The sequence below is a fragment of the Cupriavidus sp. 09_S30 genome (assembly GCF_056930435.1).
In genome coordinates, this window is sequence record NZ_JBXOWI010000002.1 from 2434915 (window position 1) to 2452848 (window position 17934).

The following is a 17934-nucleotide window of genomic DNA, read 5'->3' on the forward strand; positions in this document are numbered from 1 at the left end:
GGGTGGACGCCACTTGCCCTCAAAGGCAGGACGGCAATGTTGCAGTTCGCGTGGCTGTCGACCGGTTGAATCCGCAGCCATTTTGCGTCATTGGAATAGCGTTTGAGTACGACTCCTACACTCTGCAGAACGGCCCTGTCAGCTCATCGGCCAACGCAGTACGCCTCACGGTCGACCATCCCGCCCATGCCAGTCTCAGTCGCGAAAGTATGCAGGGGCTTACGAAGCCCGCCAGGTTGCCCACCGAGTTGATCAGCGCGATCCCGGCCGCTGCGGCGGCGCCGCGCCCAGGAAGGCTGGCGGGATCGATTGACGCCGTCCCCGCAAGACTCGGCGGCCGAATCGATCGCCCAGGCCGACATCGAAGTGGACGCCGCACATCCAGACGGCCTGACCGGTCGCGAGCTGAACGTGCTGGGCCTGCTGGCCGAGGGCCTGTCGAACAAGATCATGGCGCAGCGGCTGTTCGTGTCCGAAACCACGATCAAGACCCATCTGCGCAACATCAACTGCAAGCTCGACGCCACCTCACGCACGCATGCGGTGGCGGTGGCGCGCAAGCGGGGACTGATCCGCTAGGGATCACGCGGCGCCGCGCGCGTCGCGTGATCTGGTTGCGCCGCGCCGTCAGGCGGCCTTCTTCACGTACTTGCAGGTCGACTCCGACAGCGGGCGGAACGCCTTGTCGGCGGGAATCGTCGCCTTCAGCGTGTAATAGTCCCACGGATATTTCGACGCTTCGGGCTTCTTCACCTCGAACAGATACATGTCGTGCACCATGCGGCCATCCTCGCGGATATGCCCGTTCCGTGCGAAGACATCGTTGACCGGCAGCGACTTCATCGCCGTCACCGCGGCCTTGGCCTCGTCGGTACCGGCCGCGTCAACGCCCTTGAGGTAGTGCAGCACAGCGGAATAGGTGCCGGCCTGCACCATCGTCGGCATCTTCTTCTGCTTGTCGAAGAACCGTTTGGACCACGTGCGCGACGCTTCGTCGCGGTCCCAGTAGAAGCCATCGGTCAGGTACATGCCCTGCGTGGCCTTCAGGCCCAGGCCGTGAATGTCGGTGATATGCGTCAGCGAAGCCGCCAGGATCTGCTTCGGTGTGACGCCGAATTCCGCCGCCTGCTTGACCAGGTTGGCGGAATCCCCCGCCGCATTGGCCATCCCGATGACGGCCGCCTTCGACGACTGCGCCTGCACGATCTGCGACGAGAAGTCGGATGCGCCAAGCGGGTGGCGCGCGGAACCGACGATCTGACCGCCCGCGGCCTTGACGGCCCCCTCGAATCCCGCGCGCAGCGCACGGCCGCCCGCGTAGTCCGCCTCGATGAAGAACCAGGTCTTGTGACCGGCTTCCGTGATGGCGCGTGCCGTCCCCTGGCCCTGCGAGTACTCGTCGTAGGCCCAGTGGATCGTCGTCGGCGAGCAATCCTCGTTGGTGATGCGCAGCGACGCCGGCCCCGTGGGGATCACCACGCGGTTCTTCTCGTTGGCCAGGTTCATCACCGCCAGCGTGACCGCCGAGGACGGCAGGTCCACGATCATGTCCACGCCCTCACGGTCGAACCACGTGCGTGCGATGTTTGCGCCGACGTCGGGCTTGAGCTGCATGTCGCCGGACAGCAGCTTGATCTTGAAAGCGGGCTTCGCCTGCGCGTTGAAGTCGTCGATCGCCATCTGGGCGGCCAATACGGAGCCACGCCCACTGGCGTCGGCATAGACGCCCGAAAGATCGGTCAGCACGCCGATGCGCACCTCGCCATCGGACAGTTTCTCCGGCTTGGCGCCCGCCTGCGCCACACCGCCGCCCAGTACCAGCGCCGCGCATGCGAGCGCGCGACACGAAAGCAAGAATGGTTGCATGATCTGTCTCCTCCTGGTTTTTTTAATGAACCACCAATGGCTCTGGGCGCGGCTCTTTGTCCGGTCAGCGCCCTTCGCCTGCGCGGGACGCGCCCTATCGCATCTTTTCCGTCAGCCCGAGCGATCGGGCCACAATCTCCAGCATGATCTCCGACGCGCCCGCGTAGATGCGCGACACTCGCGCGTCACGGAACATGCGGCTGATCCGGTATTCATCCATGTAGCCCGCGCCACCGTGCAATTGCAGGCAATCGTCGATCAGGCGATTCTCCAGTTCGGACGCCAGCAGCTTGGCGGACGCCGCGCTGGTCGGCGTGAGGCCGCCCGCGTTATGCGCCATCACCAGCGTGTCGATCCACCCCTGCATCGCCTCCAGCTCGGCGAAGCGACGCGCCAGCGTGAACCGCGTATTCTGGAACGCCCCCCAGCGGCCGCCCGAACGCGTGGCGTTCACGCACATGCGTCAGCCATTGCGCTGGCGCAGCGCGGTCAGTATCTGCGCGGCCAGCGAGACCGGCGTGACCTCGTGTAGCGCCCCCGTGTTGCGGCCCTTGCCGCGTGGCGTTCGAATGGCGTCGTAGATGAAAGCGTCATGCATTGCAGCAGATTCCTTGCGAAGTGCATGATCGTGCAGCCGCGTGCATTCGACGCGGCAATTTGAAAGGCTGGCAGGGCCCGTCAGGTGCGCAGGCCTGGAAGGCTCAGAGGCGGTCCATCAGGTGATTGCCGTAGCGCTCGCGCAGGGCCAGCTTGAACAGCTTGCCCGTGGCCGTCAGCGGGATGCTGTCTGTGAACACCACCGCATCGGGCTTCCACCACGCGGCCACCTTGCCGTCGTAGGTCGACAGGATTTGCTGTTCCGTCAGCGTGACGCCGGCCGCGCGCTGCACCACCAGCAGCGGACGTTCGCCCCACTTCGGATGAGCGGCGGCGATGCACGCCGCCAGTTGCACGCCCGGCACGCCGGCCGCGATGTTCTCGATCTCGACCGAGGAAATCCATTCGCCCCCGGACTTGATGACGTCCTTGCTGCGGTCCGTGAGCCTCATATAGCCGTCCGGATCGATCTCCGCGATATCGCCCGTGGGCAGCCATCCATCCTGCAGCGCGCTGCTCTTCGCGCCGTAGTACCGGCTGATGGCCCACGGCGCGCGTACCTGCAGATAGCCGGCGCTGCCGCCCCACGGCAATTCCTGCCCATCGCCGTCCACGATGCGCATGTCCGCGCCGGCCACGATGCGTCCGGCCGAACTGAAGATGGCGGCTCGGCGTTCGGCGGGCGACAGGTTGGCCTGATGCTGCAGCGGCTGCGCGCACGTCGTCAGCGCGGCGGTCTCTGTCATGCCCCAGCCCTGGTATAGCTCAACGCCCAGTTCCGCGTACGCCTCGATCATCGAAGGCGGCGTGGCGGCGCCGCCCAGCAGCAGTCGACGCAACGTCGTGAAGCGCAGGCCGTTTGCCTGCATGTAGCGCAGCAGCGTGAACCAGACGGTGGGGACGCCGATCGAGAACGTGACGCCTTCGCTCTCGATCAGCTTGTACAGTGATTCGCCATCGAGCTTCGGCCCCGGCAACACCAGTCGCGCACCGGTCAGCGTGGCCGAGAATGGCGCCTGCCAAGCATTGGCGTGGAACATCGGCACGACGGGCAGTACCACGTCGCGCGCCGAAATGTTGTGCGAATCCGGCAGCGCGCAGGCATAGGCATGCAGCACCGTGGCGCGATGAGAATACACCACGCCCTTGGGATTGCCCGTGGTGCCCGACGTGTAGCACAGGAATGCGGGCAGGCGTTCGTTCAGGTCCGGCCACGCGTAATTGCCATCCTGCGCGGCCAACCAGTCCTCGTACCCAATCACCGCGTCGTTGCCCAGGCGCAGTGCCGGGTCCGCATCGCCCAGCACGATCCAGCGATCCACTCTTGGGCATTGCGGCGCGATGGCTGTCACCAGCGGCAGGAAATCCGGCGAGAACACGATGAAGCGGTCCTGCGCGTCATTGATGATGTGGGCGATCTGCTCCGGAAACAGGCGCGGGTTGATGGTATGGCACACGGCCCCCATGCCGCTGATGCCGAAATACAGCTCGAGGTGCCGATGGTCGTTCCATGCCAGCGTGCCGACGCGATCACCCGCGCGCGCGCCCAGTGCCAGGCAGGCCTGTGCCACGCGTCGCGCACGGTGATCGCATTCGGCGTAGCTATGGTGATGCACGACACAGTCGATGACCGACGTGATGCCGGACTGCCGATGATGACGGGCCGCGGCCTGCAGCATGCCGGGCAGCAGCAGCGGGATATCCATCGAATAGTCAAGCGGTGCGGCTGTCATCGTGTTGTCTCCGTCATGTCGTTTTTGTCGTCAGGCTGCCCTGCGGACCGATTATGGAGGGCCTGCCACCGGGTCCACCTCGTCCGATCGGACGGTTCTTTCGTGGCACGCGTCGCCCGGTGAGCATGCAACATGCATCGTCCGCAACAGCTTCTCCGGTGCAATGCTCGGGAAACCGCCCTTGACGTCGGCCTGGACATCGAGTGGCGCAACCGGAGACACAGGTTCGCGATATTGATGAAGAATCAGCTATCTCCATTGGACGGCCACAGGGATCTAAGGCAATCCCGACAAGCTGTTCGTCAGCAATGCCGGGGTGGGGCCCGGCTCGACCTGATCTCCGTGTGCTGGCCAGCCGGGCGCTCGGCCGGCATGCGCTGGCCAAGGATCCCTAGAGTAAGGCGAGCGCTTAGACTCGCTCGATGATGATGGCCGGGGCCATGCCGCCGGCCGCGCACATCGTCACCAAACCGCGCTTGAGGTCACGCCGCTCCAGTTCGTCGAGCACGGTACCGATCAGCAGCGAACCCGTAGCGCCAATGGGGTGACCGAGCGCCATCGCGCCGCCGTTGACGTTGACCTTTGCGCGGTCGAGTTTCAGGTCGCGAATGAACTTCTCGGCCACTACGGCGAACGCCTCGTTGATTTCCCAAAGGTCGATGTCATTCACGGTCAGCCCGGCTTTAGCCAGCACCTTGCGCGCAGCCGGCACCGGGGCGTTGAGCATCAGCGTGGCGCTGTCGCCCACGTTCGCCATGGCCACGATGCGCGCGCGGGGCTTGAGGCCGCGCTTCTTGACATAGTCGCCAGAGGCAAGCAGCAGTGCGCCCGCGCCGTCGACCACGCCAGAACTGTTGCCGGCGTGGTGCACGTAGTTGATCCGGAGGTCCGGGTAGACCTGGCGGATCAGGCCAGCATAGGTATTTCCCTGCTCGTCCAGCGGCCGCTCCGCCATGGCTTCGAATGCCGGCCTGAGTGCGGCCAATCCCTCTAGCGTGGTCTGCGGGCGAGGGAACTCCTCGCGGTCCAGCGCCAGACTGCCGTCTTCGCGGTAGACCGGCACCAGGCTGCGCTTAAAATGGCCGCCCTCGATGGCCGCGGCGGCACGCCGCTGGCTCAGCAGCGCCAGTTCGTCCAGCGCGTTGCGCGGGATGCTTTCCAGCGTGGCGATAGCGTCAGCACAAACGCCCTGGTGCGACTGCGGCACGTTGCGGCGCAGCCGCAGGTTGCCCGCGTCCATCATGTTCGGCGAGCCAGAATCGGCCAGCGTAGCGGTGTAGCTCATCATCTCGCAGCCGCCCGCAATGACCAGGTCCTCGAAGCCCGCGGCCACGGTCGCGGCCGCCAGGTTCACAGCAGTGATGCCGGATCCGCAGAAGCGGTCCAGCGTGACGCCGCTGGCCAGGTGGCTGTAGCCGGCGTCCAACAGTGCCATGCGAGCCATGTCCGAGCCCTGCTTGCCGCGCTGCGTCGAGGTGCCCCAAATCACGTCGTCCACCTCGGCGGTGTCGATCTGGTTGCGCTCGGCCAGTGCCTTGAGTACGGTAGCCGCCAGGTGCTGGGGATGAAAGTCGGCAAGGGCGCCCTTGCCGACCTTACCGATGCCGCGCGGCGTGCGGCAGGTGTCGATGATGTATGCGTTGGACATGCTGTGGACTTTGCGTTGTGAAAAATGCAGGCTAGCGGCACCAGAGGGACACCGTCCTCGTCCGAAAGGACGAGTTTGGGCTGACCCCGCTCTCCGGCGCTTTGCACGCCGGCGCGCCTTCCACTCATTCAAGGCGGATACCGGATGCCCTGATGGTGTCCTTCCAGAAACGGTCATCCGCCTTGAAGAAGGCATTGAATTCGGTTGGCGTGCTGCCGGTCAAGACATAGCCGGTCTCGGCCACTCGAGCCCGTGCGCCCGGCATTTGCTTGCGAATGTCTGTCGAGACGCGCTCGACGATATGTGCGGGCGTGCCCTCCTCTCGGCTTCATCGAGGATCTTCGGCATCAAGCTGAAGCGTTCACACAACGGTGCAAACGCAGCGTTGCAGGTGTCAGCGCCGATCATCTCGGTGACCCAAATCCAGTGCCCAAGGCGGCCATGACGACAAGATGCAAGGTCAGCGCATTCTCGTCAGGCGTCCCGGCTGGCCACTTGTAGTGCCAGGTGTTGTCGCCGTTCAGCGCGACGTGGTGCTGCAACGATCTGGCCGCAACGTGTGCAGAGTCATCAGATAGGCGCTTGTAGCCAAGGTACTGGCCTTGGAGCGGACCCATCAACGTGAGCACCTTCGGGCTGATCTGCTTAAACGCCTTGGATTCGGTCTGCGGGTGATCTCCGTCTTAGTCGCCCCCTAAGCGGGGCGCGTGCGGCGGGTGTCGAGATTCACTCAACTCTGAACCAGTGGGCCGCGATTTATGGGCCTTCCCGGCGGAGTTACTCGGCCAACTTTGAACCCGTGGTTCGCTTAACTTTGAACTATCCGCATTCTGATTCACGTAACCCTGAACTTTCGCGGAATCGTCCGGAGCCGCCGGCAGCGCCGGCTGCGGTTCGGGCCGGTTCGCACCAGCGCTTTGCTCAATTGCTCTGCGCGCGGTGACGGTCTCGCATTTCCGAGAACTCGACAAGGGTGGACCTCACGGCCAGCTGGGATACTCATCGGGATTGAATCTTTGCAAACGATGCTGGGCCATCAATTGCGTTGAGCCAATGGAACAGTTGACGTCCATTCGCGCCTCAACCAGAGGAGGCTGGCCGCTGCGATCAGCACCGGGGGAATAATGAGGCCGCATACCAAGGCCCATCCGTATGTCGCCAGCAGACCGCCTGACGCGAACGAGCCGATGACCATGGCCCCGAACACCACAAAGTCGTAGATGGACTGCACGCGGGGCCCTTCGGCTGGCGTATGACACGCCAGCACCATGGCCGATGCGCCAAGGAAACCGAAGTTCCAACCCAGGCCGAGCAGCATCAGCGCAATCCAGAAGTGGTTCGCCGACAGGCCCATCATGCCCGTGACGGCCGCCAGTGCAATCAACACCAGCCCAGCCAAGCTGACGACCGGCGCGCCAAGGCGGGCCATCAGCCGCCCGGTGAAGAAGTTCGGCGCATACATGGCGATGACGTGGATCTCGATGCCGTAGTTGGCATGTACGCGCGGGATGCCGCACAACTCCATGGCGAGCGGCGCGGAGGTCATCATGAAGTTCATCATCATGTAGCTCACCATGCCGCAGAGCATCGCCACCACAAAGCGCGGCTGCCGCACGATGGCGGCACTCGGCCGCCCCTGTGTCTGGGCTGACACCGGAGGCTGATGCTCGAACCGCACTCCTAGCAGAATGATGGCCGAGAAAACTGCCGCGCCAGCAGACCCGAGGTAGGTCACGGCATACGCGTGCGGAGACCACAGATTCATGGTGGCCGTCACCAATTGCGGCCCAAGCACGCCCGCAGCCACGCCCCCTGCAAGCACCGTCGACATGGCCCGCGCGCGATGCTCTGCCGGCACGCACTCGGCTGCCGCGAAGCGGAATGTCAGCACCACGGCCGCATACGCGCCACCAAACAGCATTGCGATGCAGAAAAGGCTGAATGACTGGATCACCAGCGCTAGTGCAGCCAGCAACCCGACAACCACGCCGCACGCGTTGCCGAGCAGCGCGGCGGCCTTCCGGCCATAGCGCCGGGTCATCACGCCGACGGGAAGTGTCGCCGCGGCCATCCCCACGACGAAAATGGAGACCGGTACGGTGGCTAGCGCAGGCTTTGGGGCAAGCATGTGGCCAATGATCGCGCCGGTGGCGTAGACGACCGTCGAGTTTGCTCCGGCCAGCGCTTGCGCCATGGCCAACCGCAAGACGTCGGCGTTGATTCTCGAAGTGGACATCAGGATTGGGTTCCGCGAATCAGAATGCCTCGGACAAAACAAGCCACAGCAAGCTTCGATGACCTACGCAGAGATCTCGGCCTCGTTGGAATAGCCAGAAATGAAAGTCTTCCGGGCGCCCGTCTGCGGGTCGAACACGTGCCGCGAAATTCGCCCGATGTTCCCACCGTAGATATGTACGCTGATCGAGACGCGATCTTCGTACGCGTTGGACACCCTGTGGATGTCGCCGGTGCGCGGCGAAATGCTTTCGACAGTTCCTGGGGTGAGATAGTCGATCCCGAGCGATCGCATTGGCTGGCCGGGCTCGCCGACTTCAAAGCCCTCAGCACGCTCGCCACCCCGCAACATACCGATTAGTGCCCAAACCGTGTGGTTGTGGATGGGGGTCTTCTGGCCAGGCCCCCAAACAAAGCTGACAACCGAGAAGCGATCGGCTGGGTCGGCATGTAGAAGGTACTGCTGGTAGTACTGGGGGTGCGGCTGCGAATACTCCTGTGACAGCCAGTCATCGTGCCGGACAAGCTCGGTGAGAAGCGCACGCCCCCTGCTCAGGATCTGCGCTTCGTCTCCCGAAAAGTCATCAACAAGCTGCGTGAATTGGCGCACGAAGTGGCCGAACTGCGTAGCCGGAACTCGCATTAACTGTCTCCAATAGCTAGGTGTTGTTGTCGTCACCAGATGGTTCGCACCGAATGGTTGAATCGAGGTAGCGAACTCTAAGGCTATACGGATTGTTGACTCAGGTCCCTTCCTACGCAATTGAAACTGATTTCAACTGCCGGGCGTGTTCTGGCCTGTGCGGTCAAAAGTCATCTCAGCGCTGGCGAGCTCCCGATTTGAGCTCGGCGTGATATTGCCGCGCCTCCTGCCAGAACGCACGAGCCACCGGGGATAGGCGGCTCTCGTTCAGGCACACCAGGCCGATACGTCGGGATGTACCCGGGGAAAGCGGTCGGAACACCGTGCCGGGGTACCGATCCGGTAGTGCCAGCTTTGCCAGCACCGAAATCCCTTTTCCGCTCGCAACCAGCTCCAGTATCGACATCAGTTGCAGTAGCTCATAGGCCACTCGCGGGCGCAGCCCATTCCTCGAGAACAGTTTGGTGACCAAAGCTTGCGACCCGGCGCGGGTCAGGATGAACGGGTCCACCGTCATCTCCTTGAGCGGAACGGTGTCCAGCTTTGCCAGGGGGTGGCCGGTAGGCAAGACTGCGACGAGTTCATCAACGGCGAGCGTTTGGGAGTCGAAGTCCGCCTTGGGCAGTGTGACCGCTGCAAGTTCCAATCGGCGCTCGACTAGGTCACGTGAAGTTTGCTCGTCCGGCTTTTCCGTCAGGACGACATCCACACCAGGGTAGCGGGCCTTGAAACGCTCCATCAGCGGCGGCAGAACCCTGATCGTTGCACTCGCGCCGAATGAGCCGAGACGCAGCAAGCCGGTCTTCAACTCCGCGCCGGCTAGCGCTGTTGCCTGCACCAACTGAAGAGAAGCAAAGACGTCCCGGACATGAGGGAGCACATGTTCGCCGGTATAAGTCAGCGCAACTCCCGATGTAGTGCGATCGATGATCTCCGTTCCCAGAGCTCGTTCCAGTGCTCGCAATGCGTGGCTTGTGGCTGAAGGGGACATGCCGAGTTTGGCTCCCGCACTCGCAATGCCATCTGAAGAGGTGAGTGCCAGCAGGAGTTGAAGCTGCCGCAGCGTCGGTGTCGTCGTGCCGGATCGATGGTCCATTGAAATCACTCTCAAGTTTGGTGCTGTTTCATGAGCATCGTATTGGCAGCCCGATGCCGCAGCAAGTCTTCACGCCTAGGGAAAACCATGGCCTCCTGCGCAAGAACATCGTCACGGAAGGTCCTAAGCGAAGTGACGCCTTGGAGCTCTCGGAGGTTGATCTAAATTTCAATTGTTAATGAAGGAGATGAGCAAATACGATAACCACCAGTTCAAGATCGGACCGAGGTTGGCGCCACGTCAACGGTTTGCCTGTTGGCCGCCAGCATCTCGGTTTCCCACGAGGAGACAGCCCTATGCAGCCACGCGCAATACAAGAGAGCTACCCGCCGGAGTTCGCCCACTGCTATGGCTGCGGTGCGCGGAACCCGCACGGCCATCACCTGAAGAGCTACCTCGTTGGCGAACACACGGTGGCCAGGTTCACGCCTGATCTCCGCTATAGCGGTGGTGTTCCCGACCATGTCTATGGCGGGATGATTGCATCGCTTCTTGATTGCCACGGTGCAGCCTCCGCAGCTGCCTTTGCCTCTCAGAAGGATGCGCAGCGAGGCTGCGGGGGCTCACAGCCACCTCGCTTCGTGACAGCGTCTTTGAAAGTCGACTTTAAGCAACCCACGCCCCTGGGCATTGAGCTGGTGATCACTGGCCGCCTTCGCTCATTGGAGGGGCGAAAGGCATGGATCGACTTGGCTCTGACAGCAGGAGATCTGACCTGTGCTGTCGGAGAGATGTTGGCCATTCGATTACAGGACCACGCGCACGACTGATCGCAATCGGTGACCCCGTTTGACCCGAAATCGAGCCAACAGACGTCGCCACCCCAATTGAGGCATTTAGCCTCGCCACCACAAGAACGATAGAACGTCGCAGCGCTTTGTCGCGTTCACGCGCGCCTTGACGCTCATACACAAGGAGACACACATGAACACCGTTGCAGAGTTGGAAGTTTCCGCTGAGCCTTTTGCCAGGGTTCCGTTCACCCGGTATGACATGGGGTGGGTCGTCCTGTGCATTGGGATGGCGATTGGCGCCGGCATTGTTTTTTTACCGGTGCAAGTCGGCATTACTGGCGTGTGGGTATTTGCAGCGTCAGTGCTACTGGCGTATCCGGCGCTGTACGTGATGCAGAAACTGTACTTGCAGACGCTCTCTGAAAGCTCTCAATGTGAGAACTATGCCGGAGTCATTACGCAGTATCTCGGAAAGAATTGGGGCGTTTTTCTGGCAGTCGTGTACTTCTTCATGCTCGTCAAGGGGATGCTCACTTACTCACTAGCTGTGACTTTTGACACGGCCAAGTACCTACAAAGCTTCGGCGTAACGACGGGTCTACTTTCCGATAGCCCGTTCTTCTCATTGGCCCTACTTTGCCTGCTGGTACTGATCGCAGCACAAGGCGAGAAGCTGATTTTCAAAGTCTCAAGTCCGCTGGTGCTCTTCAAGCTTGGCGTGGTAGTGCTTTTGGGCTTCGTAATGGTTCCCCATTGGGATATGGCCGGGAATCTGCCTTCGTTTCCAGAACTCAAACGGTTCGCAGTTGATACGGTTCTGACCGTGCCGTTTACGCTGTTCTCGATCATGTTTGTGCAGATCTTGAGCCCGATGAACATTGCGTTCCGCAAGGTGGAGAAGGATCCCCGCATTGCAACGTACCGCGCCATTCGTGCCAATCGAATCGCGTATGCCATTCTTGTGATCGCGGTCCTTTTCTTTGCCACCTCGTTCGCCCTTGCTCTTTCACATGAGCAGGCCTTGTCGGCCAAGGCACAGAATATCTCGGCTCTTGCACTGGCTGGCAGCGTCATCCCCGGAAATGGTGTGCTGTATATGGCCACGGCTCTTAACTTGTTCGCCATCGTTACGGCCTTCCTTGGTATCTACCTGGGGCTCGAGGAGGCGACCAAAGGTGTGGCGATCAACGTCATCACTCGTTTCGTTCCGCAGGAGCGCGTCAACGGGCGTTTGGTATCCGTCGGGACCTGCGTATTCATTGTCCTTGGCCTGTGGTTCTGGGTGCAGACGCGTTTTTCGATCCTGTTGCTACAGCAAATTGCATCGCCCATCTACGGCATCGCGTCATTCATCATTCCTTGCGCGCTTGTGTACAAGGTGCCTGCACTCAGGAAGTACCGCTCCCCGAAGGTGTGGTGTGTGTTTGCGTTTGGCGTCATCTTGTGTATGTCGCCAATTCTAAAAGCGATGGGCTACTGACCTCACGTCGACGCTGTTTGCGCAGTGCAAAATCGAAAAAGGCAGAAATCAATGACTAAAAATCGACGGGTGCCGCTGGTCAGCACGTCACGGTTCGACTTCGATACCGTGGTAGATCGCTGCAGCAGCAATTCACTGAAATGGGGAACAGCGGCTGGCGCTATGACCCCGGCTCAGGCGAGGGCCAAGCCTCTGGCCATGTGGGTGGCGGACATGGATTTTAAGTCTCCGCCCGCTGTGGTCGACGCTTTGCACGGCGCCATTGCACATGGAGTCTTCGGTTATCCAGCAGGTCCGACGAAAGGGTATCTGGAAGCCGTGATCGGTTGGCAGCAGGATCGATTCGGGTGGGATGTGCCTCCCGGATGGGTCGTGCCGGTAGCCAGCGTGATTGTCGCGCTCAAGACCATCGTGCAGGCGTTCTCACAGCCGGGCGACTCAGTGCTCATCCAGCCGCCGGTCTATGTGCATTTTCACCACGACGTGGAAATCAACGGCCGTCAAGTGACCACGGCGCCGTTGCAATTCGATGGGCAGCGCTACCGCTTTGACGCAAAGGTGTTTGAGAGCGCGATTCGAGATAACACCAAGATCTTTATCCTCTCCAACCCGCACAACCCAACGGGCAATGTGTGGACAGAAGAGGAGCTGCGCACCATGGGCGAGATCTGCCTGAATCATGGTGTGCTGGTGATCGCCGATGAGATTCATTGCGACTTCGTGTTCGGTGCCGGAAAGACGCACACGCCCTTTGCCTCGCTCGATCGGCGATTCGCCCACAACAGCATCACCTGCACGTCGGCGAGCAAGACGTTCAATCTAGCTGGACTGCAGTGCGGCAACATGTTCATTGCCGACAAGGTCAAGCGGGACGAGGTCATTCGGACCATCGGGAGAAATCACAACGCCCGCATCAATGTGCTCGGCATGGTGGCAACTGAAGCCGCCTTTACACACGGTGCCGACTGGGTCGATGAGCTTGTCGCCTACATCGCGCAGAACCAGCGGCAATTTGCGGAGCGCATCAACTCGCTCGACGCCGGCGTGAAGGTGATCGAGATGGAATCCCTCTACCTGGCTTGGATCGACTGCCGCGCACTCGGGATGACGCCAGAGCAGCTTGAAGACTTCATGCTCGTCAAGGGCCGCGTGTGGCTCGACAAGGGTCCCAAGTTCGGCATTGAAGGCCACGGCTTTATGCGAGCGAATCTTGGTTGCCCACGCCAGACCGTCGACTTGGCGATCGAACAGATTTCGAAGGCACTCGTGCAGCGCTGAGCGCCGCTTTCTTAACCGTTATGGAAGTTGAATGAAACAAAGGAGATCAAAGTGATCAATGACTGGGCAGAACTTCTTTCGAATCAACGTGCTGCAGGAGCCAACCTGTCAAAGGCAAACGCGCCAGTAGTCAAAGCGTTCTTTGGCTTGAACGAGTCTTTGAGTGAGAGCAAAGCGCTTGACCTCAAGACGCGCGAGCTGATCGCGCTGGCCGTGGCAGTCACTACGCGATGTGAGGGCTGTATCGCTTCCCACGCTTCCGCAGCCCAGAAGGCGGGGGCAACCAAACAGGAAGTAGCGGAGGCACTGGGGACCGCCATTGCGCTCAACGCCGGCGCAGCCTTCGTGTACTCAGCGCGCGTGATGGAAGCGTTTGATCAGTTCGGTAGTTGATGCAGAGCATTTCGACGTTGCGAATCTTGTAGCTGTTTAATAAACGAAATAGAGGACTAGAAAATGATCCATGACTGGGCTGAACTTCTTTCGAATCAACGTGCCGCAGGGGCAAACCTGTCAAAGGCAAACGCGCCAGTGGTCAAAGCGTTCTTTGGTCTGAATGAGTCTTTGAGCGAGAGCAAGGCGCTTGACCTCAAGACGCGCGAGCTGATCGCGTTGGCCGTGGCCGTCACTACGCGATGTGAGGGCTGTATCGCTTCCCATGCTGCAGCAGCGCAAAAAGCAGGGGCAACCAAACAAGAGGTTGCAGAGACACTGGGGACCGCCATTGCGCTCAATGCCGGTGCTGCCTTCGTGTACTCCGCACGCGCGATGGAGGCTTTTGACCAATTTGGTGGTTGATGCAGAAGGATTCCCTCGGTGATATGGCATGAAATCTGGTGACATGGCAGCACTGGCAGGCATCAAGGTTCTGGATCTTTCCCGCATCCTGGCGGGCCCCAGCGCAGCCCAGCTTCTTGGCGATCTCGGGGCGGATGTCGTCAAGGTGGAAAAGCCTGACGAAGGGGACGACACGCGCAAATGGGGCCCGCCCTACGTGCACGGGACGTCTGGGGAAAAGACGGAGGAGAGCGCCTACTACCTCTCGGCCAATCGCAACAAGCGGTCGATTGCTATCGATATCGGGTCGGCCAAGGGGCGGGAGCTTGTGCATCAACTGATCGCGCAGGCCGATGTCCTGGTGGAGAACTACAAAGTTGGCGGCCTTGCCAAATACGGCTTGGCGTACGAGCAGATCAAGGACCGCTATCCGGGCCTGATCTATTGCTCTGTCACCGGCTTTGGTCAGACGGGCCCCTATGCCACACGGCCGGGCTATGACTTCTTGATCCAGGGCATGGGCGGCATCATGAGCCTGACCGGTGTACCTGACGGCGAGCCAATGAAGGTGGGTGTTGGCATTGCCGATGTCATGACAGGCATGTACGCCACCGTCGGCATCCTGGCGGCGCTGCAGCATCGGCAGCGAACGGGCCAGGGGCAGCACATCGACATTTCCCTCCTCGATACGCAGATCTCCTGGCTCGTCAACGCCGGCACGAACTATCTGACGGACAGGAAACTGCCGACCCGCTTGGGTAACGGCCACCCGAACATCGTTCCATACCAAGTGTTCTCCACGGCCGACGCGCCCATGATCCTCGCGGTTGGCAACGATACGCAGTTCCGTCGGTTCTGCGAAGTTGCAGGGATAGACGAAGTCGCGTCCGATGAGCGTTATGCGACCAACCCGATGCGGATTCGCAATCGAGTCGCGCTGTGTGAGTTGGTTGGTAAAGCACTTAGCACGCGGCCTCGCGCTACGTGGCTGCGAGAGCTGGAGGCGGTCGGTGTTCCGTGCGGCCCCGTGAACAACCTGGAAGACGTATTTGCCGACCCCCACGTCAAGGCCCGTGGTGCCGAGCTGCGCATGCCGTGCGAGTGGGCGGCAGGCGGGGAGATTGGTCTCCTGGCCAATCCGCTCAGGATGTCAGCGACGCCGCCGAGCTACAGACGACCGCCGCCCCGGCTCAATGAGCACGCTGCCGAAGTGCTGGCGGATTGGCTTGGAAATTATGCAACGCACTAGGAGACACCATGTACGACCTGACCTCTGAACAAGTAACCCTGCAGGCGCAAGCACGCGAGCTTGCCCAATCAGTATTCGCTCCCACCGCCGCCAATACGGATCTCACGGAACAGTACCCATGGGACAACGTTGCCGCACTGCGCGACGCCGGGTTCATGGGCATGACACTGCCCAAAAGTCTAGGTGGCCGTGGCCTTTCCTACCTGGACACCGTAATCGTTATCGAAGAGATGGCCAAGGCGTGCGCCACCATGGGCCGGATCACAGTCGAGGCGAACATGGGCGCGATTGGCGCCATCGCCAAATACGGAACCGAGGAGCAACTGAAGCTGGCCGCCGATCTGGTTCTGGCGGGAGACAAGCCGGCCATCTGTATCTCGGAACCGAATGCCGGCAGCGCTGCAAGCGAGATGACCACGCGTGCTGACAAGAAGGGGGATGAGTACATCCTCAATGGCGAAAAGTACTGGATCACCGGTGGTGGCGTTTCCAAGCTGCACCTGATCTTCGCGCGCGTGTTTGAAGACGGCGTGGAGCAAGGCATCGGTGCATTCATCTGCGTGCGGGATGGCAACGCACCTGCTGAACTTGTGGTGGGCCGCAGGCTTTACGCCATGGGGGTGCGCGGCATTCCCGAAACCCATCTTGAGTTCCGTGATCTGAAGGTTCACAAGTCGATGCTGGTGATGCCCCCCGGTGGCTTGAAGCGCGGCTTCGCCTCGCTGATGACGGCGTACAACGCGCAGCGCATTGGTGCGGGCACGGTGGCGCTGGGTATTGCACAGGGCGCCTTCGAGGAGGGCATGGCCTACCTCAAATCCCGGCATCAGTTTGGCCGGCCCATCGCCGAGTTCCAGGGGCTGCAGTGGATGCTGGCCGACATGTCGACGCAACTCGAAGCGGCGCGGCTGTTGCTGCGTTCCGCAGCCTGTAGCGGTGCGGAGTTTCCGCATATCGACAAGGCGGCGCGCGCAAAGATCTTTGCTGCGGAAACGGCCAACAAGGTCACCAACGACGCCCTGCAGTTCTATGGTTCGTCCGGTTATGGGCGCCATAACGCGATGGAGCGGCACGTGCGTGATGCGCGCATGTTCACCATCGCGGGCGGTACGGCGCAGATTCTGCGCACGCAGGTTGCTGCCACGCTGCTCGGCATGAAGTTGCCGCAAACACGCGACGGCTACCTCAAAGCGGCACAGGGCAAACCTGCCTAAGTTGATTCGAACTGCGGAGCACGTGGGCAACGTGCTTCGCTATCCAACAATTGCCGTGCCTCCCTCTCTCTCCATCTATTGCATTTCTCTACAACCAGGGCGCTCGACCCCGGCGAGGCACACATGAATCGTCAATTGCTTTTATGCATCGGCCGTGCGGGTACCTGCATGGGCACGATGGCATTTGCGGGTGCGTTGCCCGTACTTCGCTCGACATGGCACATGGACGCAACGACTGCCGGTGCCATCCAGACTGCCTTTAATCTCTCCAATGCCGTTGCGCTCCTGGTTGCATCGTGGCTTTCCGATAGTCTGGGCGCCAGGCGCATGTATCAGATCTGTATCTGGGCCGGTGCTGCCGCCTTGATCGTTTTTGCGATGTTTGCCCGGTCGCCGCATGTCGCGCTCATCTTGATCGTGTTTGTGGGGCTGACGCAGGGAGGCGCGTATACGCCAGCGCTACTCCTGGTCGCGGAGTTGAGCTCCCCCGCAGAGCGGGGCCGGGCAATGGGGCAGATGCTCGCGGCCGGTTCGTTGGGCTATCTGCTATCCGTCTCGCTCTCGATGTGGGTGGCGAAGTCTTATGGCCCAGCGGAAGGTTTTGCCATCTGCGCGGTCGGTGCTTTGGCTGGCGCGATGATCGGTCAGATCGGTCTCAAAGGCGTTGAGAACCGACCGCATGAGCATGAGGCGCAGACATCTGCGGAGCCGGTGCAGTGGAAGAGCCTGTTCGGCCCGACATCTTTGTGTCTGCTCGTCGGCTACGTTGCGCATTGCTGGGAGCTGCTGGGCAGCTGGGCGTGGACTCCAACGTTGCTGGCGGCCGTGCTTCAGCCGTCCGGGCTGGGCGCAATGGCTACCAGTCTCATCGTTGGCGGTACGGTGCATCTGTCGGGCATGATCGCCACGGGCGTTGTCGGTGCGCTGTCGGATCGCTGGGGCCGAACACGCGTGCTGATCTACGTTGGCGCCTTGGGCGCCCTGTGTTCCATGCTGATCGGTTGGTCGGCGCAGTGGGGTGCAGGCTGGGTTATCGCGCTTGCTGCCATCGGCAGCTTTTTTATTCTGGCCGATTCGGGAGTGCTTTCCGCCGCCATGACGGATGAGGTACCGGCAGCCTATCTGGGCCGCGTGATAGGGGTCCGGTCGATCCTCGGGTTCGGTGCCGGAGCGCTTGCGCCCATGACATTCGGCGCCACGCTGGATTGGACACACCAGTGGGGATGGGCATACATGCCGCTCGCTGCCGGGGGATTTGTCGCGTTCCTGGCAGCCTTGGGGTTACGAAAAATCACCCAGTCAGACGACGTCGGCCTTCCGGGACCCACTGCAGCTGGAGCGTCCGGCGATCCTTGCTGCCGCGGCTAGCCGGCGCGTTGGATAT

Annotated in this window: 16 protein-coding genes and 1 pseudogene; 9 read left to right on the forward strand and 8 right to left on the reverse strand. The window is 61.4% G+C overall.

Annotation, left to right across the window (positions count from 1 at the left end):
* Positions 1–309: 309 nt before the first annotated feature.
* Positions 310–579 (forward strand): response regulator transcription factor, encoded by a 270-nt coding sequence (locus tag AC1Z3O_RS31070; RefSeq protein WP_483520563.1) that lies wholly within the window; start codon positions 310–312, stop codon positions 577–579.
* 48 nt (positions 580–627) lie between these two features.
* On the opposite strand, the gene AC1Z3O_RS31075 is transcribed toward AC1Z3O_RS31070, so the two are convergent.
* The 8 genes and pseudogenes from AC1Z3O_RS31075 to AC1Z3O_RS31110 form a co-directional block, all read right to left on the reverse strand.
* Positions 628–1866, reverse strand: coding sequence for an ABC transporter substrate-binding protein (locus tag AC1Z3O_RS31075; RefSeq protein WP_483520564.1), 1239 nt, complete (start codon positions 1864–1866; stop codon positions 628–630).
* A gap of 94 nt (positions 1867–1960) precedes the next feature.
* Entirely contained in the window at positions 1961–2320 is a 360-nt protein-coding gene (locus AC1Z3O_RS31080) for an acyl-CoA dehydrogenase family protein (protein ID WP_483520566.1), read from the reverse strand.
* A 12-nt stretch (positions 2321–2332) separates the two neighbouring features.
* Positions 2333–2464, reverse strand: a pseudogene (locus AC1Z3O_RS31085) (acetyl-CoA C-acyltransferase); the annotation flags it as partial.
* A gap of 103 nt (positions 2465–2567) precedes the next feature.
* Positions 2568–4196 carry a long-chain-fatty-acid--CoA ligase gene (locus tag AC1Z3O_RS31090; protein WP_483520568.1) on the reverse strand — a complete coding sequence of 543 codons (1629 nt, stop codon included), beginning with the start codon at positions 4194–4196 and terminating at the stop codon, positions 2568–2570.
* A gap of 409 nt (positions 4197–4605) precedes the next feature.
* Positions 4606–5844, reverse strand: a complete 1239-nt coding sequence (locus AC1Z3O_RS31095; protein WP_483520570.1) for an acetyl-CoA C-acetyltransferase — start codon at positions 5842–5844, stop codon at positions 4606–4608.
* A gap of 1036 nt (positions 5845–6880) precedes the next feature.
* Entirely contained in the window at positions 6881–8080 is a 1200-nt protein-coding gene (locus tag AC1Z3O_RS31100; protein WP_483520572.1) for an MFS transporter, read from the reverse strand.
* Positions 8081–8143: 63 nt separating this feature from the next.
* Positions 8144–8722: a cysteine dioxygenase family protein gene (locus AC1Z3O_RS31105; RefSeq protein ID WP_483520574.1), complete on the reverse strand. Its 579-nt coding sequence runs from the start codon at positions 8720–8722 to the stop codon at positions 8144–8146.
* A gap of 175 nt (positions 8723–8897) precedes the next feature.
* Positions 8898–9818 carry a LysR family transcriptional regulator gene (locus AC1Z3O_RS31110; RefSeq protein ID WP_483520576.1) on the reverse strand — a complete coding sequence of 307 codons (921 nt, stop codon included), beginning with the start codon at positions 9816–9818 and terminating at the stop codon, positions 8898–8900.
* A 296-nt stretch (positions 9819–10114) separates the two neighbouring features.
* On the opposite strand from AC1Z3O_RS31110, the gene AC1Z3O_RS31115 reads away from it, so the two are divergent.
* The 8 genes from AC1Z3O_RS31115 to AC1Z3O_RS31150 all read left to right on the forward strand — a co-directional run bounded on the left by AC1Z3O_RS31115 (position 10115) and on the right by AC1Z3O_RS31150 (position 17918).
* Complete coding sequence (locus AC1Z3O_RS31115; RefSeq protein ID WP_483520578.1) at positions 10115–10588, forward strand: PaaI family thioesterase; 474 nt, start codon at positions 10115–10117, stop codon at positions 10586–10588.
* Between the two features lie 154 nt (positions 10589–10742).
* Positions 10743–12032 (forward strand): aromatic amino acid transport family protein, encoded by a 1290-nt coding sequence (locus tag AC1Z3O_RS31120; protein ID WP_483520579.1) that lies wholly within the window; start codon positions 10743–10745, stop codon positions 12030–12032.
* A gap of 51 nt (positions 12033–12083) precedes the next feature.
* Positions 12084–13310, forward strand: coding sequence for a MalY/PatB family protein (locus AC1Z3O_RS31125; protein WP_483520581.1), 1227 nt, complete (start codon positions 12084–12086; stop codon positions 13308–13310).
* Between the two features lie 51 nt (positions 13311–13361).
* Positions 13362–13703, forward strand: coding sequence for a carboxymuconolactone decarboxylase family protein (locus AC1Z3O_RS31130; RefSeq protein WP_483520583.1), 342 nt, complete (start codon positions 13362–13364; stop codon positions 13701–13703).
* A gap of 63 nt (positions 13704–13766) precedes the next feature.
* Positions 13767–14108, forward strand: a complete 342-nt coding sequence (locus AC1Z3O_RS31135) for a carboxymuconolactone decarboxylase family protein (RefSeq protein WP_483520585.1) — start codon at positions 13767–13769, stop codon at positions 14106–14108.
* Positions 14109–14136: 28 nt separating this feature from the next.
* Positions 14137–15336 carry a CaiB/BaiF CoA transferase family protein gene (locus AC1Z3O_RS31140; protein ID WP_483520587.1) on the forward strand — a complete coding sequence of 400 codons (1200 nt, stop codon included), beginning with the start codon at positions 14137–14139 and terminating at the stop codon, positions 15334–15336.
* 8 nt (positions 15337–15344) lie between these two features.
* Entirely contained in the window at positions 15345–16550 is a 1206-nt protein-coding gene (gene acdA, locus AC1Z3O_RS31145; protein WP_483520589.1) for a 3-sulfinopropanoyl-CoA desulfinase, read from the forward strand.
* Between the two features lie 123 nt (positions 16551–16673).
* Positions 16674–17918: an MFS transporter gene (locus tag AC1Z3O_RS31150; RefSeq protein ID WP_483520591.1), complete on the forward strand. Its 1245-nt coding sequence runs from the start codon at positions 16674–16676 to the stop codon at positions 17916–17918.
* The last annotated feature ends 16 nt before the right edge of the window (positions 17919–17934 follow it).